At 73.0% G+C, this 17612-nt stretch carries 16 protein-coding genes; 12 read left to right on the forward strand and 4 right to left on the reverse strand.

The features are described from left to right. Nucleotides 1–24 precede the first annotated feature (24 nt). Nucleotides 25–741, reverse strand: a complete 717-nt coding sequence (locus AB0F89_RS13110; protein ID WP_367135874.1) for a DUF305 domain-containing protein — start codon at nucleotides 739–741, stop codon at nucleotides 25–27. A gap of 3 nt (nucleotides 742–744) precedes the next feature. After that, on the reverse strand, nucleotides 745–1548 hold the full coding sequence (locus AB0F89_RS13115; protein ID WP_367135876.1) for a DUF3105 domain-containing protein: 804 nt from the start codon (nucleotides 1546–1548) through the stop codon (nucleotides 745–747). Between the two features lie 170 nt (nucleotides 1549–1718). Here AB0F89_RS13115 and argS point away from each other — a divergent pair, with 170 nt between their 5' ends. The 6 genes from argS to rho all read left to right on the forward strand — a co-directional run bounded on the left by argS (nucleotide 1719) and on the right by rho (nucleotide 10512). Further along, a complete protein-coding gene (gene argS / locus AB0F89_RS13120; RefSeq protein ID WP_367135878.1) occupies nucleotides 1719–3368 on the forward strand; it encodes an arginine--tRNA ligase in 1650 nt (549 codons plus the stop codon). Then, nucleotides 3368–4792, forward strand: coding sequence for a diaminopimelate decarboxylase (gene lysA, locus AB0F89_RS13125; protein WP_367135880.1), 1425 nt, complete (start codon nucleotides 3368–3370; stop codon nucleotides 4790–4792). Before argS ends, lysA begins: the two co-directional genes overlap by 1 nt. 3 nt (nucleotides 4793–4795) lie before the next feature. Beyond that, the gene (locus AB0F89_RS13130; protein ID WP_367135881.1) at nucleotides 4796–6106 is read left to right on the forward strand and encodes a homoserine dehydrogenase; all 1311 of its coding nucleotides are present in this window, start codon (nucleotides 4796–4798) and stop codon (nucleotides 6104–6106) included. Beyond that, complete coding sequence (gene thrC / locus AB0F89_RS13135; RefSeq protein ID WP_367135882.1) at nucleotides 6106–7209, forward strand: threonine synthase; 1104 nt, start codon at nucleotides 6106–6108, stop codon at nucleotides 7207–7209. Before AB0F89_RS13130 ends, thrC begins: the two co-directional genes overlap by 1 nt. Next, complete coding sequence (thrB, locus tag AB0F89_RS13140) at nucleotides 7206–8096, forward strand: homoserine kinase (RefSeq protein WP_367135883.1); 891 nt, start codon at nucleotides 7206–7208, stop codon at nucleotides 8094–8096. Before thrC ends, thrB begins: the two co-directional genes overlap by 4 nt. A gap of 343 nt (nucleotides 8097–8439) precedes the next feature. Beyond that, nucleotides 8440–10512 (forward strand): transcription termination factor Rho, encoded by a 2073-nt coding sequence (rho, locus tag AB0F89_RS13145; protein WP_367135884.1) that lies wholly within the window; start codon nucleotides 8440–8442, stop codon nucleotides 10510–10512. A gap of 87 nt (nucleotides 10513–10599) precedes the next feature. Here the strand turns inward: rho and AB0F89_RS13150 are convergent, their stop codons facing one another. Further along, a complete protein-coding gene (locus AB0F89_RS13150; protein ID WP_367135885.1) occupies nucleotides 10600–11007 on the reverse strand; it encodes a hypothetical protein in 408 nt (135 codons plus the stop codon). A gap of 248 nt (nucleotides 11008–11255) precedes the next feature. Here AB0F89_RS13150 and rpmE point away from each other — a divergent pair, with 248 nt between their 5' ends. From rpmE to prmC, 5 genes are all read left to right on the forward strand, one after another. Further along, nucleotides 11256–11468 carry a 50S ribosomal protein L31 gene (gene rpmE / locus AB0F89_RS13155; RefSeq protein ID WP_367135886.1) on the forward strand — a complete coding sequence of 71 codons (213 nt, stop codon included), beginning with the start codon at nucleotides 11256–11258 and terminating at the stop codon, nucleotides 11466–11468. A 122-nt stretch (nucleotides 11469–11590) separates the two neighbouring features. After that, entirely contained in the window at nucleotides 11591–12646 is a 1056-nt protein-coding gene (gene prfA, locus AB0F89_RS13160) for a peptide chain release factor 1 (RefSeq protein ID WP_367135887.1), read from the forward strand. Between the two features lie 18 nt (nucleotides 12647–12664). Beyond that, nucleotides 12665–13870, forward strand: coding sequence for an acyl-CoA thioester hydrolase/BAAT C-terminal domain-containing protein (locus tag AB0F89_RS13165; protein WP_367135889.1), 1206 nt, complete (start codon nucleotides 12665–12667; stop codon nucleotides 13868–13870). A 10-nt stretch (nucleotides 13871–13880) separates the two neighbouring features. Further along, entirely contained in the window at nucleotides 13881–15266 is a 1386-nt protein-coding gene (gene lpdA, locus AB0F89_RS13170; protein WP_367135890.1) for a dihydrolipoyl dehydrogenase, read from the forward strand. Between the two features lie 19 nt (nucleotides 15267–15285). Further along, nucleotides 15286–16146, forward strand: coding sequence for a peptide chain release factor N(5)-glutamine methyltransferase (gene prmC / locus AB0F89_RS13175; RefSeq protein ID WP_367135892.1), 861 nt, complete (start codon nucleotides 15286–15288; stop codon nucleotides 16144–16146). A 104-nt stretch (nucleotides 16147–16250) separates the two neighbouring features. Here prmC and AB0F89_RS13180 read toward each other — a convergent pair whose 3' ends face one another. Then, nucleotides 16251–16889 carry a hypothetical protein gene (locus AB0F89_RS13180; RefSeq protein ID WP_367135894.1) on the reverse strand — a complete coding sequence of 213 codons (639 nt, stop codon included), beginning with the start codon at nucleotides 16887–16889 and terminating at the stop codon, nucleotides 16251–16253. A gap of 65 nt (nucleotides 16890–16954) precedes the next feature. Here AB0F89_RS13180 and AB0F89_RS13185 point away from each other — a divergent pair, with 65 nt between their 5' ends. Beyond that, entirely contained in the window at nucleotides 16955–17581 is a 627-nt protein-coding gene (locus AB0F89_RS13185) for a hypothetical protein (protein ID WP_367135896.1), read from the forward strand. Nucleotides 17582–17612 lie beyond the last annotated feature (31 nt).

Consider the following 17612-nt stretch of genomic DNA (forward strand, 5'->3'; position numbering starts at 1 on the left):
CCTTCAGGGCGCTCAGGACCGGGATCAGCTCGGCAGCGGCGCCGCGCCGCGCTCGGTGAGCAGCTGCTCCAGGTAGGCGCTCTCGCTGGTCTGCGACTTGAGCATGTTCTCGGCCAGCGTGCGCACGACCGACTGCCCGGCGTGCGTGGTGGCGTACTCGGCCATCGGCGCGCCGCCCCGGTGGTGGCGCAGCATCAGCTGGAGGAAGTACACGTCGAAGTCGACGCCGACCAGCGAGCGCAGCCGGTTCAGCTCCTCCGCCGTGGCCATGCCGGGCATCAGGTCGGGGTCGTCGGCGCCCGCGCCGGAGTCGGAGCCGGTGCCCCCGCCGTGGCCGTGGGTGGAGGACGTCATCCACCACATGTGCCTGCCGTCGACCGACTGCTCCGGGTAGCCCCACAGGAACAGCCAGCCCTTCATCCGGCCGACCTGCTCCAACTGGGTCGAGGAGATGTCGAACGCGAGCTGCTCGACCGCCGGGTCCGCCGTCTTGTCGCGCGCGAGGTTGGACATCGTCACGCCCTGGAGGTGGTGCGCCGACATGTCCTGGGTGAAGCCGACGTCCACCGAGTCGCGCGCGGGCGTGGAGCTGTTGTCCGCGCCCGGCAGCTTGATCAGCAGCCCGACGGCGGCGCCGAGCAGGAGGACGGCCAGGACCGCCACCGCGACCACGACCGTCCTGGTCGCGGTCGTCGCGCGGGCGGGCGCGGGCGCGACCTCTTCCTGCTCGGCGTCCGCCACGGGTCAGCTACCGGGCGTGGAGGCGGCCGTCGGCGCGGCCGACTCCTCCGCGGCGGCCTCGGCGCCACCGTCCATCGGGACGGCGTCCGCACCGGGCGCCTCCGCCACGAACGGCGGCGGGCTGGTCACGTCGAACTGCGGGTTGTCGCAGGTCGCGCCCACCTCGGGGTAGGCGTACTGGTTGCGCCGCAGCGACTGGATGAACTGGTCGATGCGCTCGTCGTCGGCGCTCTCCAGCTTCAGCTGGTGGCCCCACGACTGCAGCGAGATCGGCTTGTCCAGGCCCGGGTACGGCGACAGCATGGTGAACGGCTGGCCGTCGGCCCGCGCCTTCAGCTTGTCCAGCGCGTCACCGCTGACCTGGTCCGGGTTGTAGGCGATCCACACGGCGCCGTGCTCCAGCGGGTGGACCATGTTCTCGTTGCGCACCGGGGACGCGTAGACGGTGCCCGTGCAGTCGGCCCACACGTTGTCGTGCGGACCGCCGAAGGGCGGCGACTGGTCGTAGGCGACCCGCTGGGTGGCGTCGACGTGCTTGCTCGCCTCGTACTCGACCTTCACCACACCGGCGATCTGGTCCGAGGGGTCCTTGTTCTCCTCGGACGGGTTCCACTGGGCGAGGGCGGCCTCTTTCTCGTTCCGCTCCGCGATCTGCGCGTACGCGTAACCGAACACGGTGCCCGCCAGGGCCAGGACGGCGACCACCGCGAGGATGGTCCCCCATGGCTTCGGCTTCTTCGCCACCACCGAGGAGCGCGCCGCCGCAACGCTGGAGCGCGCGGCCTTCGTCTTCTTGCCGCTGGTCATGTCCGCCTCAGTCTCGTCATACGCCCATGCCGTGGGCCAGTGTAGGGACATCGTGTCTGATCACCGTCAACTGGCCGTCACAGCCGGTGGTCGTCAACAGTTGCCGTTCCCACTTCGCGGGACGCCCATCCCGTGCGAGACCAGCGGGAACGCTTCCCTAGACTTGCCGGGTGACTCCCGCTGCGCTAGCCGAACTGGTCCGTGCGACGGCCGTGGACGTGCTGTCCGCCCGCGGCCTCGACCCCGCCGCCCTGCCCACAGCGGTCACGATCGAGCGCCCCCGCAACCCCGAGCACGGCGACTACGCCACGAACCTCGCCCTCCAGACCGCCAAGAAGGTCGGCGTGGCCTCCCGCGACCTGGCCGGGTGGCTGGCCGACGCGCTGACCGGCACCGACGCGATCTCGTCGGTCGAGGTCGCGGGCCCCGGCTTCCTGAACCTGCGGCTCGCCGCGGACGCCCAGGGCGCGATCGTGCGCGACGTGCTGGCGGCGGGCGAGGCGTTCGGTCGCGGCGACCGGCTCGCCGGCACCCGGATCAACCTGGAGTTCGTCTCGGCGAACCCGACCGGCCCGATCCACCTCGGCGGCACCCGCTGGGCCGCGGTCGGCGACGCGCTCGGCCGCGTCCTGGCCGCCAACGGCGGCGACGTCACCCGGGAGTACTACTTCAACGACGCGGGCGCGCAGATCGACCGGTTCGTCCGGTCCCTGATCGCCGCCGCGAAGGGCGAGCCCGCGCCCGAGGACGGCTACGCGGGCGGGTACATCGGCGACATCGCCGCCGAGGTGCTGCGGCAGGAGCCGGGCGCGCTGACCGCCGAGGACTCGCACGAGGTGTTCCGCCGGATCGGCGTCGGCACCATGTTCGAGGAGATCAAGAAGGACCTGCACGACTTCGGCACGGACTTCGACGTCTACTTCCACGAGGACTCGCTGCACCGGTCCGGCGCGGTCGCCAAGGCCGTCGAGCAGCTGAAGGGCTCCGGCGCGCTGTACTTCGAGAACGGCGCCTGGTGGCTGCGGTCCACCGAGTTCGGCGACGACAAGGACCGCGTGGTCATCAAGAGCGACGGCGACCCGGCGTACATCGCCGGTGACATCGCGTACCTGGTCGACAAGCGGTCGCGCGGCTTCGACCTGTGCATCTACATGCTCGGCGCGGACCACCACGGCTACATCGGCAGGCTCAAGGCCGCCGCGGCGGCGCTGGGCGACGACCCGGCGTCGGTCGAGGTGCTGATCGGCCAGCTGGTGAACCTGGTCAGCGACGGCAAGCCGGTGCGGATGAGCAAGCGCGCGGGCACCGTCATCACCATGCAGGACCTGGTGGACGCGGTGGGCGTGGACGCCGCCCGGTACGCCATGACCCGCTCGTCGGCGGACTCGTCGCTGGACATCGACCTCGACCTGCTGCGCAAGCGCAGCAACGACAACCCGGTGTTCTACGTCCAGTACGCGCACTCGCGGATCTGCTCGGTGCTGCGCAACGCGGCCGACCTCGGCATGGCTCCGAACGAGTCCTACGAGCTGCTGCGGCACGACCGCGAGGGCGACCTCATCCGCACCATCGGCGAGTTCCCGCGCGTCGTCGCCACCGCCGGTGAGCTGCGCGAACCGCACCGCGTGGCGCGTTACCTGGAGGAGTTGGCAGGCGCCTTGCACCGGTTCTACGACACCCCGGAGTGCCGCGTGCTGCCGCGCGGCGACGACGAGGCCACCGACGTCCAGCGGGCCAGGCTCAGCCTCTGCGCGGCCACCCGCCAGGTGTTCGCCAACGGCCTCGCGCTGCTGGGCGTGACCGCTCCGGAGCGCATGTGATGCGCGCGCACCCGGCCGGTCCCCGGCACGCCGACGTCGTGGTCCCCGCGAACACGGCGGGCAATCGCCCGACCGGGTCCGCCGACCTGGACGCGCTGCACCCGCAGGTCTGGCCGCTCAACGCCGAGCGCGGCGACGACGGCGCGGTGCGCCTGGCGGGCGTGGACGTGCGGCAGCTCGCCGAGGAGCACGGCACCCCGCTGTTCGTGATGGACGAGGCCGACTTCCGGGCGCGCTGCCGGGCGCACGCCGAGGCGTTCGGCGACCCGACCCGCGTCCACTACGCGTCCAAGGCGTTCCTGTCCGTCGCGGTGGCCCGCTGGGTCGCCGAGGAGGGCCTGAGCATCGACGTGGCCAGCGGCGGCGAGCTGGCCGTCGCGCTGCGCGCGGAGTTCCCGCCGGAGCGGATCGCGCTGCACGGCAACAACAAGTCGGTGGCCGAGCTGACCGCCGCCGTCGAGGCCGGTGTCGGCGCGGTCGTGCTCGACTCGTTCCACGAGATCGCCCGGCTGGACCAGGTGGCCCGCGAGCGCGGCCGGGTGCAGCCGGTGATGATCCGGGTGACGGTGGGCGTCGAGGCGCACACGCACGAGTTCATCGCCACCGCGCACGAGGACCAGAAGTTCGGCTTCTCGCTGTCCTCCGGCGACGCCGCCGAGGCGGCCCGCCGGGTGCTCAAGTCCGAGGGCCTGCGGCTGATCGGCCTGCACAGCCACATCGGCTCGCAGATCTTCGACGCCAGCGGCTTCGAGGTCGCCGCCCGCCGGGTCGTCGGGCTGCTCGCCGACCTGCGCGACGAGCACGGCGAGGCGATCCTCGACCACGTGTCGACCGTCGACCTCGGCGGCGGCCTCGGCATCGCCTACACCCCGGACGACGACCCGCCGCCGCCCGCCGAGCTGGCCAGGCAGCTGCGCAACATCGTGGCCAAGGAGTGCGAGCACGCCGGGCTGCCGACGCCCAAGATCGCGGTCGAGCCGGGCCGGGCCATCGTCGGCCCCGGCACGGTGACGCTGTACGAGGTGGGCACCATCAAGGACGTCCAGCTCGACGCGGGCGCGGTGCGCCGGTACGTGAGCGTGGACGGCGGCATGAGCGACAACATCCGCACCGCCCTCTACGACGCGGTCTACGACTGCAAGCTGGTGTCGCGGGCCTCGGCGGAGGACGTCGAGCCGGTGCTGTGCCGCGTCGTCGGCAAGCACTGCGAGTCCGGCGACGTGGTCGTGCGCGACTGCTGGCTGCCCGGCGACCTCGCGCCGGGCGACCTGGTCGCGGTGGCCGCGACCGGCGCCTACTGCTACTCGATGGCCAGCGGCTACAACCGACTTCCCCGGCCCGCGCTCGCCGCGGTCGTGGACGGCCAGGCCCGGTTGCTGCTGCGCCGGGAGACCGAGGAAGACCTGTTCCGCCTGGAGGTATGAGAAGTGTCAAGCCACGAGGGCGACCGCAAACCGATCGGGGTCGCGTTGCTGGGCTGCGGCACGGTCGGCACCGAGGTGGTCCGGCTGCTCACCGACCAGGCGGCCGACCTGACCGCGCGGGTCGGGGCGCCGGTCCGGCTGGTCGGCATCGCCGTGCGCAAGCCGAACAAGCACCGCGAGGTGCCCGCCGAGCTGCTGACGACCGACGCCGAGGCGCTGATCGCCTCCGACGACGTGGACGTGGTGGTCGAGGTCATCGGCGGCATCGAGCCCACCCGCACGCTGCTGCTCGCCGCGCTGCGCTCGGGCAAGTCGGTGGTGACCGCGAACAAGGCGCTGCTGGCCGAGCACTCGGCGGCGCTGTCCGAGGCGGCCGACGGCTCCGGCGCGGACCTGTACTTCGAGGCGGCCGTGGCGGGCGCGATCCCGCTGCTGCGCCCGCTGCGCGAGTCGCTGGCCGGTGACCGCATCACCCGGGTGATGGGCATCGTCAACGGCACCACGAACTTCATCCTCTCGGGCATGGACTCCACCGGCGCGAGCTACGCCGAGACGCTGGAGGAGGCGACCCGGCTCGGGTACGCCGAGGCGGACCCGACGGCCGACGTGGACGGCTTCGACGCCGCGTCCAAGGCCGCGATCCTGGCGTCCCTGGCGTTCCACAGCCGGGTGACGGCCGCCGATGTGCACCGCGAGGGCATCGCGTCGGTCAGCGCGGCCGACATCGCCGCCGCCAAGGCGCTCGGCCGCACGGTGAAGCTGCTCGCCATCTGCGAGCGGGTCGTCCAGGACGGCGCCGAGGGCATCTCGGTGCGCGTGCACCCGGCGATGATCCCGACCTCCCACCCGCTGGCCGGCGTGCACGGCGCGTTCAACGCGGTGTTCGTGGAGGCCGACGCGGCCGGCGAGATGATGTTCTACGGCCAGGGCGCGGGTGGCGCCCCGACCGCCAGCGCGGTGCTCGGCGACCTCGTCGCGGTGGCCCGCAACCTGGTGCACCGCGGTCGTGGCCCGCGCGAGTCGGCCTACGCGGGACTGCCCGTGCGGCCGATGGGCCAGACGCCCACGCGGTATCACATCAGCCTCGACGTCGCCGACCGGGCGGGCGTGTTGTCGCAGGTGGCGGCGGTGTTCGCGGAGCACGACGTGAGCATCGCGGCCGTGCGGCAGGAGGGACGGGTCGACGACGCCAGCCTGGTGATCGTCACCCACGCCGCGACCGACGCGGCACTGCGGTCGACCGTGGACAAAATCGGCGGTCTGCCCGTGGTTCGGGAAGTGGTCAGCGTGATGCGGGTGGAAGGCGAAGAGTGATGGCGGCCCAAGCGACCGTCGGCAGAGCCGACAATCAGACTGCGGTGCGGCCGGGGTGGCCCGGCATCATCCACGCCTACGCGGACCGGATCCAGCTCCCCGAGGGCGCCGAGGTCGTCACCCTCCACGAGGGCGGCACGCCGCTGGTGTTCGCCGAGCGCCTGTCCGAGCTGACGGGGTGCGAGGTCCACATCAAGGTCGAGGGCGCGAACCCGACCGGCTCGTTCAAGGACCGCGGCATGACCGTGGCCATGACGCACGCCCTGGCCAGCGGCATCCGCGCGGTGATCTGCGCGTCGACCGGCAACACGTCGGCCAGCGCGGCGGCGTACGCGGCCAAGGCGGGCCTGACCGCCGCGGTGCTCGTGCCGCGGGGCAAGATCGCGCTGGGCAAGCTGGCCCAGGCGGTCGCGCACGGCGCGCGGATCCTGCAGATCGACGGCAACTTCGACGACTGCCTGGAGCTGGCCTCCAAGACGTCGGCCGAGTACCCGATCACGCTGGTGAACTCGGTCAACCCGGTGCGGCTGATCGGCCAGAAGACCGCCGCGTGGGAGATCTGCGACGTGCTCGGCCGCGCGCCCGACGTCCACTGCCTGCCGGTGGGCAACGCGGGCAACATCACCGCGTACTGGCGCGGCTACTCCGACTACGCCGGTGACGGCGTGACCAGGTCGACCCCGCGCATGTTCGGCTTCCAGGCCGCGGGCTCCGCGCCGCTGGTGCTGGGCGCGCCGGTGGCGGAACCGGAGACGATCGCGACCGCCATCCGGGTGGGCAGCCCGGCGTCGTGGACCGGCGCGGTGGCGGCCAAGGAGGAGTCCGGCGGCCTGTTCGAGGCCGTGACGGACGAGAAGATCCTGGAGGCGTACCGGCTGCTGGCCTCGACCGAGGGCATCTTCGTCGAGCCCGCGTCCGCGACCAGCGTGGCGGGCCTGCTGGCCACCGCCGCCGACGGCAGGCTGCCGAAGGGCTCCACGGTCGTCTGCACGGTCACCGGGCACGGCCTGAAGGACCCCGACACCGCCCTGCTGGGCGTGTCCGAGGTCGAGCCGGTGCCGGTGGACCCCGGCGCCGTGGCGAGCGCGCTGGAACTGACGTGACGGCCTTGGTCGGCCGCGGTGCGCGGGTCGTCGCGCCCGCCACCACTGCCAACCTAGGCTCGGGGTTCGACGCGCTCGGCCTGGCGCTCGGCCTGCACGACGAGCTGGAGTTCGAGGTGACCGGCGGCGGGCTGATCGTGGAGGTCTCCGGCGAGGGCGCGGGCGCGGTGCCGGTGGACGAGGGCCACCTGGTCGTCCGGGCGTTCCGGGCGGCCTGCGGGCTGGTCGGACTCGACGTGCCGGGACTGCGGCTGACGTGCCGCAACGCCATCCCGCACGCCCGCGGCCTCGGCTCGTCGTCGGCGGCGGTCGTGGCCGGGGTGGCGGCCGGGTTCGCCCTGGCCGGTCGCGAGTTGGACACGAGCGCGTTGCAACTCGCCGCGGAGTTCGAGGGCCACGCCGACAACGCCGCCGCGGCCATGTTCGGCGGCGTCGCGATCGCCTGGACGCGGGGTGACCGGTACCGCGCGGTCCGCGTCGACCCGCACCCGGGTGTGATGCCCGTCGTACTGGTGCCGGCGGAGGAGTCGTCCACCGAGACCACCCGCGGCCTGCTGCCGTCGAAGGTGCCGCACGAGGACGCGGCGTTCGCCGCCGGCCGGTCCGCGCTGGCCGTGCACGCGCTGACCTCGGACCCGTCGCTGCTGCTCGAAGCGCTGGACGACCGGCTCCACGAGCCGTACCGGGAGCCCGCCTGGCCTGCGACGACGCGCCTGGTGCGGTCGCTGCGGGAGGCCGGGGTGCCGGCCGCGGTGTCCGGGGCGGGGCCCACGGTCCTGGCCCTGCCGGTCGACGGGGCGCTGCCGGCCGAGGTGGACCGGACCGGGTTCGAGGCCCGCAGGGTGCCGGTCGACCTGGCCGGGGTCCGGGTTGCGCCACTCGGCTGAGCGGTGCGACGCGCCGCGCCCCGGTTGTTGCACCCGGCCGGACCGGCGTCTACCCTCGGGGCCATCAGTCACCGCGCGCACGGGCGCCGGTGTGGTGCCCGGACGTTCGCTCCGGATCGCATTCCTCCAGTGACTTGGCTCTGTGCCGTATGGACGGGGCCGACGCTGGAAGGCACCCGCTCGCCGTGTGACCGAAGTCCCGTACCGGAGGACTCCGCTTTCGTGCGCGTTCCGCGCCGTCCGAGGTCCGCCTGAACCGGGGCGAAACTGCCGCACCGCATTCCGTCGGACGGCAGGTCCGCTGGGTCGCGTAGGAGGCGCGACCCGGTCAGGAAGGACATGTGTGACCAACACCGACGTACTGAGCAGCCAAGCTCCTGCTGCTCCCGACACCGCTGCCAGTTCCGGAGCCGAGGAGAACGCTCTGACCACCCCTTCGAACGGCAGCGCCACGCCGCGCAAGCGCGCGGGCCTCTCTGGAATGGTGCTGGCCGAACTCCGTGAACTCGCAGGTCAGCTGGGTATCACCGGCACGGCCGGCCTCCGCAAGGGCGACCTGATCGCCGCCATCAAGGAGCGGCAGGGCGGCACCTCCGGTCGGGGCAGTGCCGCGACGCCGCCCAAGGCCGAGAAGAAGGCCGAGGCGCCCAAGGCGGCCGCCGGGAAGGCGCCCGCGGCGGAGAAGGCCGTCGAGGCCCCCGCTCCGGTGGACAAGCCGACCCAGCAGCAGCTCGACGTGGCCGAGCGGCCCGCCGAGGAGGAGGGCGGCCGTCGGGGCAACCGTCGCCGCCGTTCCGCCAACCGCCCCGCGGGCAGCCCCGAGGCGCCGGCCGCGGACGGCCAGCAGGCCCAGCCGCAGGCCGACCGGCCCGCCCAGGCCGAGCGCGCCGAGCGTGCCGACCGACCGGCCCAGGCCGACCGGATCGACCGCGCCGAGCGGACCGACCGCGCCGACCGGGGCGAGCGTGCCGACCGGCAGGACCGCGGTGACCGGCAGGACCGCTCCGAGCAGCGCGAACAGCGCCAGGACCGGGGCGACCGCGGCAACCGCGGTGACCGGCAGGACCGCGGCGGTCGGGACGACCGCGGCGACCGCGGTGGCCGTGACCGCGACCGTGACCGCGACCAGAACCGCAACCGCCAGCAGAGCGGTCCCGGCGACGACGGTGACGAGGACGGCGGCCGTCGCGGTCGCCGCTTCCGGGACCGCCGCCGTCGCGGTGGCCGCGGCGAGGACGGCGGCGGCCAGTCGACCGACACCGAGGTGCGCGACGACGACGTCCTGCTGCCCGTGGCGGGCATCCTCGACGTGCTGGAGAACTACGCGTTCGTCCGCACCTCGGGCTACCTGGCCGGGCCGAACGACGTCTACGTGTCGTTGTCGCTGGTCCGCAAGTACGGGCTGCGCCGCGGCGACGCCCTGATCGGCGCCGTGCGGCAGCCGCGCGACGGCGAGCAGCAGCGCCAGAAGTTCAACCCCCTGGTGCGGGTGGACAAGATCAACGGCCTCGACCCGGAGGAGTCCCGCAACCGGCCGGACTTCACCAAGCTGACGCCGCTGTACCCGAACGAGCGCCTGCGCCTCGAAACGGAACCGCACATCCTCACCACGCGCGTCATCGACCTGGTGATGCCGATCGGCAAGGGCCAGCGCGCCCTGGTCGTGTCGCCGCCGAAGGCGGGCAAGACCTCGGTGCTCCAGTCGATCGCGAACGCGATCACGAAGAACAACCCCGAGTGCCACCTGATGGTGGTGCTGGTGGACGAGCGCCCCGAAGAGGTCACCGACATGCAGCGGTCGGTGAAGGGCGAGGTCATCGCCTCCACCTTCGACCGCCCGCCGTCGGACCACACCACGATCTCGGAGCTGGCCATCGAGCGGGCGAAGCGCCTGGTCGAGATGGGTCACGACGTGGTCGTGCTGCTGGACTCGATCACCCGGCTGGGTCGTGCCTACAACCTCGCGGCCCCCGCGAGCGGCCGCATCCTGTCCGGTGGTGTCGACTCGACCGCGCTGTACCCGCCGAAGCGGTTCCTCGGCGCGGCCCGCAACATCGAGGGCGGCGGCAGCCTCACCGTCATCGCGACGGCCCTGGTCGAGACCGGGTCCGCGGGTGACAGCGTGATCTTCGAGGAGTTCAAGGGCACCGGCAACGCCGAGCTCAAGCTCGACCGGAAGATCGCGGACAAGCGGACCTTCCCGGCGGTGGACGTCGACTCGTCCGGCACCCGCAAGGAAGACCTGCTGCTCTCGCCGGACGAGCTGGCGGTCATGCACAAGCTGCGCCGGGTGCTGCACGCCCTGGACAGCCAGCAGGCCATCGACCTGCTGCTGGACCGCCTGCGCAAGAGCCGCACGAACATCGAGTTCCTGATGCAGGTCGCCAAGACCACCCCGGGTGCGGACAACGACTGATCAGGGTCCGGTCCACCTCGGGCCAGACCACCGAAGGCCCGTCCGGCAGCACAGCCGGGCGGGCCTTCGGGCGTCACGGGGGAGCGGTCAGCAGCGCGAGGCGGGCGCCGCCCCCGCCGCCACCAGCGCGGCCGTGCGGCGGCGTTCGAGGAAGTACTGGGTGACCAGCAGGCCGGTGACCGGCACGCCGAGGCCGACGACGGCCGGCACGGGCACCCGCACGCCGTGCAGCAGCGAGCCCAGGACCAGCACGAGCGCCAGGTACGGCCACCGCAGCCAGACGCGCTGCCAGGGCGCGGTCCAGCGGACCGAGCCGGACGCCGCGACGCCCACGGCCACGCCGGCGCCGAACACCGGGCTGGACAGGGCGAGGTCGCCCGGCGCGCCGACGAGCAGGCCGGCCACCCCGGCGACGCCGAGGACGGCGGTGCTGAACAGGAGTGGCAGGACCAGCCACGTGGTCAACGTCAGCGGTCGCCCGGCAGCGCATAACACCCGTCAAGTGTGGCGTCCGCGCAACGACTGACGCTGCTCTCCGTAGTCCAACGGTCACCTCGTGCGCCGAATGGTCGACCACCATCGGCGAGCGGCTGTGACGGCCGGCACCGGGAACAACGCCCGACTGCCTGGCGTTTCAGAGGGGGACAGCCGATCTGGCACACTGTCGGGTCGAGTCCGGCTCCGGTTCACCTCGCCCGATCGGTGGCGAGGACCCGGCGGCCACCAGGGAAAGGGACAAGACGTTGAAGACCGGCATTCACCCCGAGTACGTGACGACCGAGGTCACCTGCAACTGCGGCAACACCTTCCACACGCGCAGCACCAAGTCGTCCGGCTCCATCCACGTCGAGATCTGCTCGAACTGCCACCCGTTCTACACGGGCAAGCAGAAGATCCTCGACACCGGTGGTCGGGTCGCGCGCTTCGAGGCCCGCTACGGCAAGCGCGCCAAGTAGCTGCCAGAACGGCGTCCACCCCGAGTTCGCGGGTGGGCGCCGTTGTCGTCTCCGCACCAAGCCGACGCCGCAGGCCGACGCCGTAGACCGATGCCGCAGACCCCCAGGACCGGAGCAAGATCGTGACGCTGGACGCCCTGCTGGCCGAGCACGCCGAGCTGGAGACCAGGCTCGCCGACCCCTCGGTGCACGCCGACCAGGCGGGTGCGCGCAAGCTCGGCAAGCGCTACGCCGAGCTGACCCCGATCGTGAAGACCGCCCGCGAGCTGGAGCAGGCGAAGTCCGACCTGGAGACGGCCCGCGAGCTGGCCGCCGAGGACCCGGCGTTCGCCGAGGAGGCCGACGAGCTGGCCGCGGCCGTCCCGGCGCTGGAGTCGAAGCTGACCGAGCTGCTGCTGCCGCGCGACCCGCACGACGGCGCGGACGTCGTGCTGGAGATCAAGTCCGGCGAGGGCGGCGAGGAGTCGGCCCTGTTCGCGGGCGACCTGCTGCGGATGTACCTGCGGTACGCCGAACGGCACGGGTGGAAGGCCGAAGTGCTCGACGGCACCGACTCCGACCTGGGCGGCTTCAAGGACGTCACGGTGGCCATCAAGAGCCGCACCGACGGCCCGGACGGCGTGTGGTCGCGGCTGAAGTACGAGGGCGGCGTGCACCGCGTGCAGCGGGTGCCGGTGACCGAGTCGCAGGGCCGCATCCACACCTCCGCCGCCGGTGTCCTGGTGTTCCCGGAGACCGAGGACGTCGAGGTCGAGATCGACGAGAACGACCTGCGGGTGGACGTGTTCCGCTCGTCGGGCAAGGGCGGGCAGAGCGTCAACACGACCGACTCGGCGGTGCGCATCACGCACCTGCCGACCGGCATCGTGGTGTCCTGCCAGAACGAGCGCAGCCAGCTGCAGAACAAGGCGCGCGCCATGCAGGTGCTCCAGGCCAGGCTGACCGCGCTGGCCGAGGAGAAGCAGCAGCAGGAGGCGTCGGACGCCCGGCGCAACCAGATCCGCACGGTGGACCGCTCGGAGCGGGTGCGGACCTACAACTTCCCGGAATCGCGCATCTCCGACCACCGGGTCGGGTACAAAGCCCATAACCTGGACCAGGTGCTCGACGGCGACCTGGACGCGGTGCTGGACGCGTTGGCGGCGGCGGACCGCGCGGAACGGCTCGCCGGAGGGTGACGACGAGAGGGGCGCGCGATGGCGGAGATCCTGGTGAACCCGCAGAGCGCCCCGTTGGACACCGCGATCGACATCCGGGTGGTCGACCTCCCACCGGGTGAACGGGTCACCGTCCGCGCGTCGACCGGCGACCGGGCGGCGGCGGCGGCCTTCCTGGCCGACGACCGCGGCGTCGTGGACCTGACCAGGCACGCGCCGGTCGGGGGCAGCTACACCGGTGTGGACCCGATGGGGTTGTTCTGGTCCATGACCCGGACGGGCGAGGACCCGGGCCCGACGCTGGTCGAGGTCGTCGGCGTCGGCGAGGTCGAGCTGCACCGGTCGGCGGTGCCCGGAGGGGTGCGGCGGACCGAGGTCGCCGAGGACGGCCTGGTCGGCGTGCTGTTCGAGCCGGACGACGACGCCACCCACCCCGGAGTGGTGGTGCTCGGCGGGTCCGAGGGCGGGCTGCGCGAGGACGACGCCGCGCTGCTCGCCGGGCACGGGTTCGCGGCGCTCGCGCTCGCCTACTTCGGCGCGCCGGGCGTGCCGGACGACCTGGTCGAGATCCCGCTGGAGTACTTCGGCGCGGCGCTGGACCGGCTCGGCGCGCGGACCGGTCCCGTCGGCATCGTCGGCGGTTCGCGCGGCGGTGAGGCCGCGTTGCTGATCGGGGCGACGTTCCCGCAGGTCAAGGCCGTGGTGAGCGTGGTCGGCAGCGGAGTGGTGACGCAGTGCGTCGGACCGGGCCGACGGCTGTCGCAGAAGCTGGAGCACGAAGCCGCGTCCTGGACGTTCCGCGGCAGGCCGCTGCCCTACCTGCCGTACTCGGTCCCGGACGAGCTGCGCCGCCTGGTGGTGGACGGCGAACCGGTGCCGCTGCGGCTCGCGTACGACTTCGCCGACGGCATCCCGGAGGACACCGAGATCCCGGTCGAGCGGATCGACGGCGGTGTGTTGCTCCTCTCATCGGGCCGTGACGGGCTGTGGCCGTGCGAGGCGCTGAGCGAGGTCGCCTGGCGCAGGCTCACCGAGGCGGGGCACCCGCACCGGCACGAGCGCGTGGTGTACCCCGAGGCAGGACACCTGATCGCGGGCCCGCCGCACCGACCGGCCGTCGAGGACGTCGTCCCGGGGCCCGGTGTGCGGTTCGCCACGGGTGGCACGCCCGCCGCCACGGCCGCCGCCCGCGCCGACGCGTGGCGGCGGACCGTTGAGTTCTTGTCGGACCAACTGGGCACCTAATGTGTCGTTCATGAGCGCACACTTTGACGTCGTGGTCCTCGGTGCGGGGCCAGGCGGGTACGTCGCCGCGATCCGGGCGGCCCAGCTGGGGCTGAAGACGGCGGTCATCGAGGAGCGTTACTGGGGCGGGGTGTGCCTGAACGTGGGCTGCATCCCGTCGAAGGCGCTCCTGCGCAACGCGGAGCTCGCGCACCTGTTCACGCACGAGCAGAAGGCCTACGGCATCCAGGTCGACGGCTCGGTGAAGTTCGACTACGGCGCCGCCTACCAGCGCAGCCGCAAGGTCGCGGACGGGCGCGTCAAGGGCGTGCACTTCCTGATGAAGAAGAACGGCATCACCGAGTACAACGGTCGGGGGACCTTCCTCGACGCGAACACCATCCAGGTGGGTGACGAGACCGTCACGTTCACCAACGCGATCATCGCGGCGGGCGCGACGACCCGCCTCCTGCCGGGGACGGAGCTGTCCGAGCGGGTGGTGACGTACGAGGAGCAGATCCTGTCCGAGGACCTGCCCGGGAGCATCGTCATCGCGGGCGCGGGCGCCATCGGCGTCGAGTTCGCCTACGTGCTGCACAACTACGGCGTGAAGGTCACCATCGTCGAATTCCTCGACCGGGTGGTGCCGCTGGAGGACGCCGAGGTGTCGGCGGAGCTGGCCAAGCGCTACAAGAAGCTCGGCATCGACGTGCGGACGTCCACCCGGGTCGAGTCCATCGACGACTCCGGCCCGAAGGTGCGCGTGACGGTGTCCAAGGACGGCGCGCAGGAGGTCCTGGAGGCCGACAAGGTCATGCAGGCCATCGGCTTCCAGCCGCGGGTCGAGGGCTACGGGCTGGAGAAGACCGGCGTGCAGCTCACCGAGCGCGGCGCGATCGCCGTCGACAGCCGGTGCCGCACGACCGTGGACAACATCTTCGCCATCGGCGACGTGACCGCGAAGCTGATGCTCGCGCACGCCGCCGAGTCCATGGGCATCATCGCCGCGGAGACCATCGCGGGCGCGGAGACCATGGAGCTGGACTACGTGATGATCCCGCGCGCCACCTACTGCCAGCCGCAGATCGCGTCGTTCGGCTGGACCGAGGCGCAGGCCCGGGAGAAGGGCTTCGACGTCCGGGTGGCGAAGTTCCCGTTCACCGCGAACGGCAAGGCGCACGGCATCGGCGACTCGGCCGGCTTCGTGAAGCTGATCAGCGACGCGAAGTACGGCGAGCTGCTGGGCGGTCACCTGATCGGGCCGGACGTGACCGAGCTGCTGCCGGAGCTGACGCTGGCGCAGCAGTGGGACCTGACCGTGCACGAGGTGGCGCGCAACGTGCACGCGCACCCGACGCTGGGCGAGGCGGTCAAGGAAGCGGTGCACGGCCTGGCCGGGCACATGATCAACTTCTGATCCGCCTACCCTGGGCGGCATGACCCGACACCCGCTGCGGCCGGCCATCATCGAAGCGGAACGCCTGCTGGCCGCGGCGGGTGTCGACAGCCCGCGGGTGGACGCCGAGCTGCTGGCGGCGCACGTGCTCGGCGTCGAGCGGTCGCGGCTCGCCCTGATCCCGCTGGTCGACCCGCCGGTGGTGGACGCGCTGCACAAGGTCGTGCGGCGGCGCATGACGCGCGTGCCGCTGCAGCACATCACCGGCTGGTCGCACCTGGGCGGCGTCGACCTGGAGGTGGGCCCGGGGGTGTTCGTGCCGCGCCCGGAGACCGAGCTGCTGCTGGAGTGGGGCCTGTCCACTGTGGAACCGGAGGGGTCGGTGGTGGTGGACCTGTGCACGGGTTCCGGCGCGCTGGCGCTCGCGGCGGCGCACCGGCTGCCCCGCGCGTCCGTGCACGCGGTCGAGCGCGACCCGGCCGCGCTGGCCTGGGCGCGGCGCAACGCCGACGCCCGCGCCGCCGCCGGCGACACCCCGATCACGCTGCACGCGGGCGACGTGACCGCGCCGGACGTGCTGTCCGACCTGGACGGCCGGGTCGACCTGGTGCTGTGCAACCCGCCGTACGTGCCGGACGGGACCGAGGTGCAGCCGGAGGTCGCCGACCACGACCCGCGGCAGGCGGTGTTCGGCGGCGAGGACGGGCTGGACGTGGTCAAGCACGTCGTCACCCTGGCCGCGCGCCTGCTCAAGCCGGGCGGGCACGTGGCGATCGAGCACGACGACACGCAGGGCTCGACGGTCCCGGCCCTGCTCGCCGCCCGCCGCGTGCTGACCGACGTGGCCGACCACCGCGACCTGGCCGGCCGCCCCCGCTTCGCGACCGCGCGCCGGGTCTGACGGCGTTCGGCGGCTGTCCGCCGGGTCTGGCGGCGTTCAGCGGTTGCGCGCCGGGTCTGGCGGCGTGCCTGCCGAGGGTCTGGCGGCGTTCGTCCGGCGCCGGGTCAGGGGGTGGCCCGCTCGACCATCCCGGCCAGCCGCGACTTCGTCAGGTCCCACTCCTCCGGCGGCCCCGCGGAGTACAGGACGTACTCCACGCCGTTCGCCTCCCAGAACGCGGTCGCCACCCGGTTCGCGGCGTTCTCGTCGAACTCCCAGCTGACCGCCGGGTGGTTCCGGATCGTCGTCGCCGTCAGCGCCACCCGGCGGTGGCCCGGTTCCCGCTCGCGCTCCGCGGCGGCCCCGGTGATGCGGTCCAGCAGCGGTTTCGCCGGATCGGTCACCGGCGCGCCGCCCAGCCGCACCTCGCGGCGCGGTGCCGTCGGGTCGGTGGCGACCAGGGTGGTGGCGACCGTGCCGGGACCGACCTCCCAGTCCGCCGGGATCGCCGTGGTGAGGCCGCCCGGCGCCTCCAGGCGTCGCAGGTCCGGGGGGAGCGCGGCAGTGCTCGTGGTGGTGGTCGTGGGCGCGACGGTGGTCGTCGTGGTCGTCGTGGTGATCACCGGGAGCGTCGGGGCAGCCGCGACGGCGGTGGGGTCGGGCGCGTCCAGCGCCGAATAGCCGGCCGCCCCCGCCACGACGACGTACAGAGCCGCGAACGACAACGCCAGCGGGAGGGCGCCGAGCTGGTTCCTGGCACTCACCGGGCGCCTCACCATCGGGATATCCTGGACGTCAACGCTCCGCCGAGTAAATCGGAGAACCCGCGATGGCTGTCAATGGCCCGAACGAGTGGAGCGAACTGAGGGAATGGCTCGCCGGCCACCTCGCGCGCCCGTTCGACCCGACCGGCCTCACCGAGCACGACCGCCTCCGCCTCACCCGTTCGGCGACCGCGCTCGGCACGGCCCTGGACGACAGCCTCCCCGCCGTCGAAGCCGTCCGCGGCCAGCTCGACCTCGGCGGCGGCCCGCGCGCGGACGACCTGCTGCGCACCCACCTGGCCGCCGCCCTGGCCGCCCGCACCGCCGAGGTCCGGGACGTCGCCCCCGACGGCAGGCTCGTCGTCACCGGCGCGCGCCAGGAGGCCGAGTGCCGCGCGCTGGCCGACGAGATCGTCGCGCTCAGCCCGCACCCGGAGCTGACCGGGTTCGCCACCGACCTGCGGCAGCGCTTGGCGGTGGCCCGGCGCTGGCGCTGGGTCGAACCGGACGTGGTGACGGCGGCCGCGGTCGGCCTGGCGGTGCTGGTGCTGCCGTTCGTCGGGGGCGCGATCGGGGACCGGGTGGTGACGGCGGCGGGCGTGCTGGTCGGCGGGGCGCTGGTGTTCGGCTTCGTGCTCACCCACCGCAAGCGCCAGTGGTCGGTGGACGCGGACACCGCCCGCCGACGCTGACCCCGCTCCTCGCACCGCCGACCTCCGCCGC

It is taken from the genome of Saccharothrix sp. HUAS TT1, assembly GCF_040744945.1.
Taxonomy (GTDB): Bacteria; Actinomycetota; Actinomycetes; order Mycobacteriales; family Pseudonocardiaceae; genus Actinosynnema.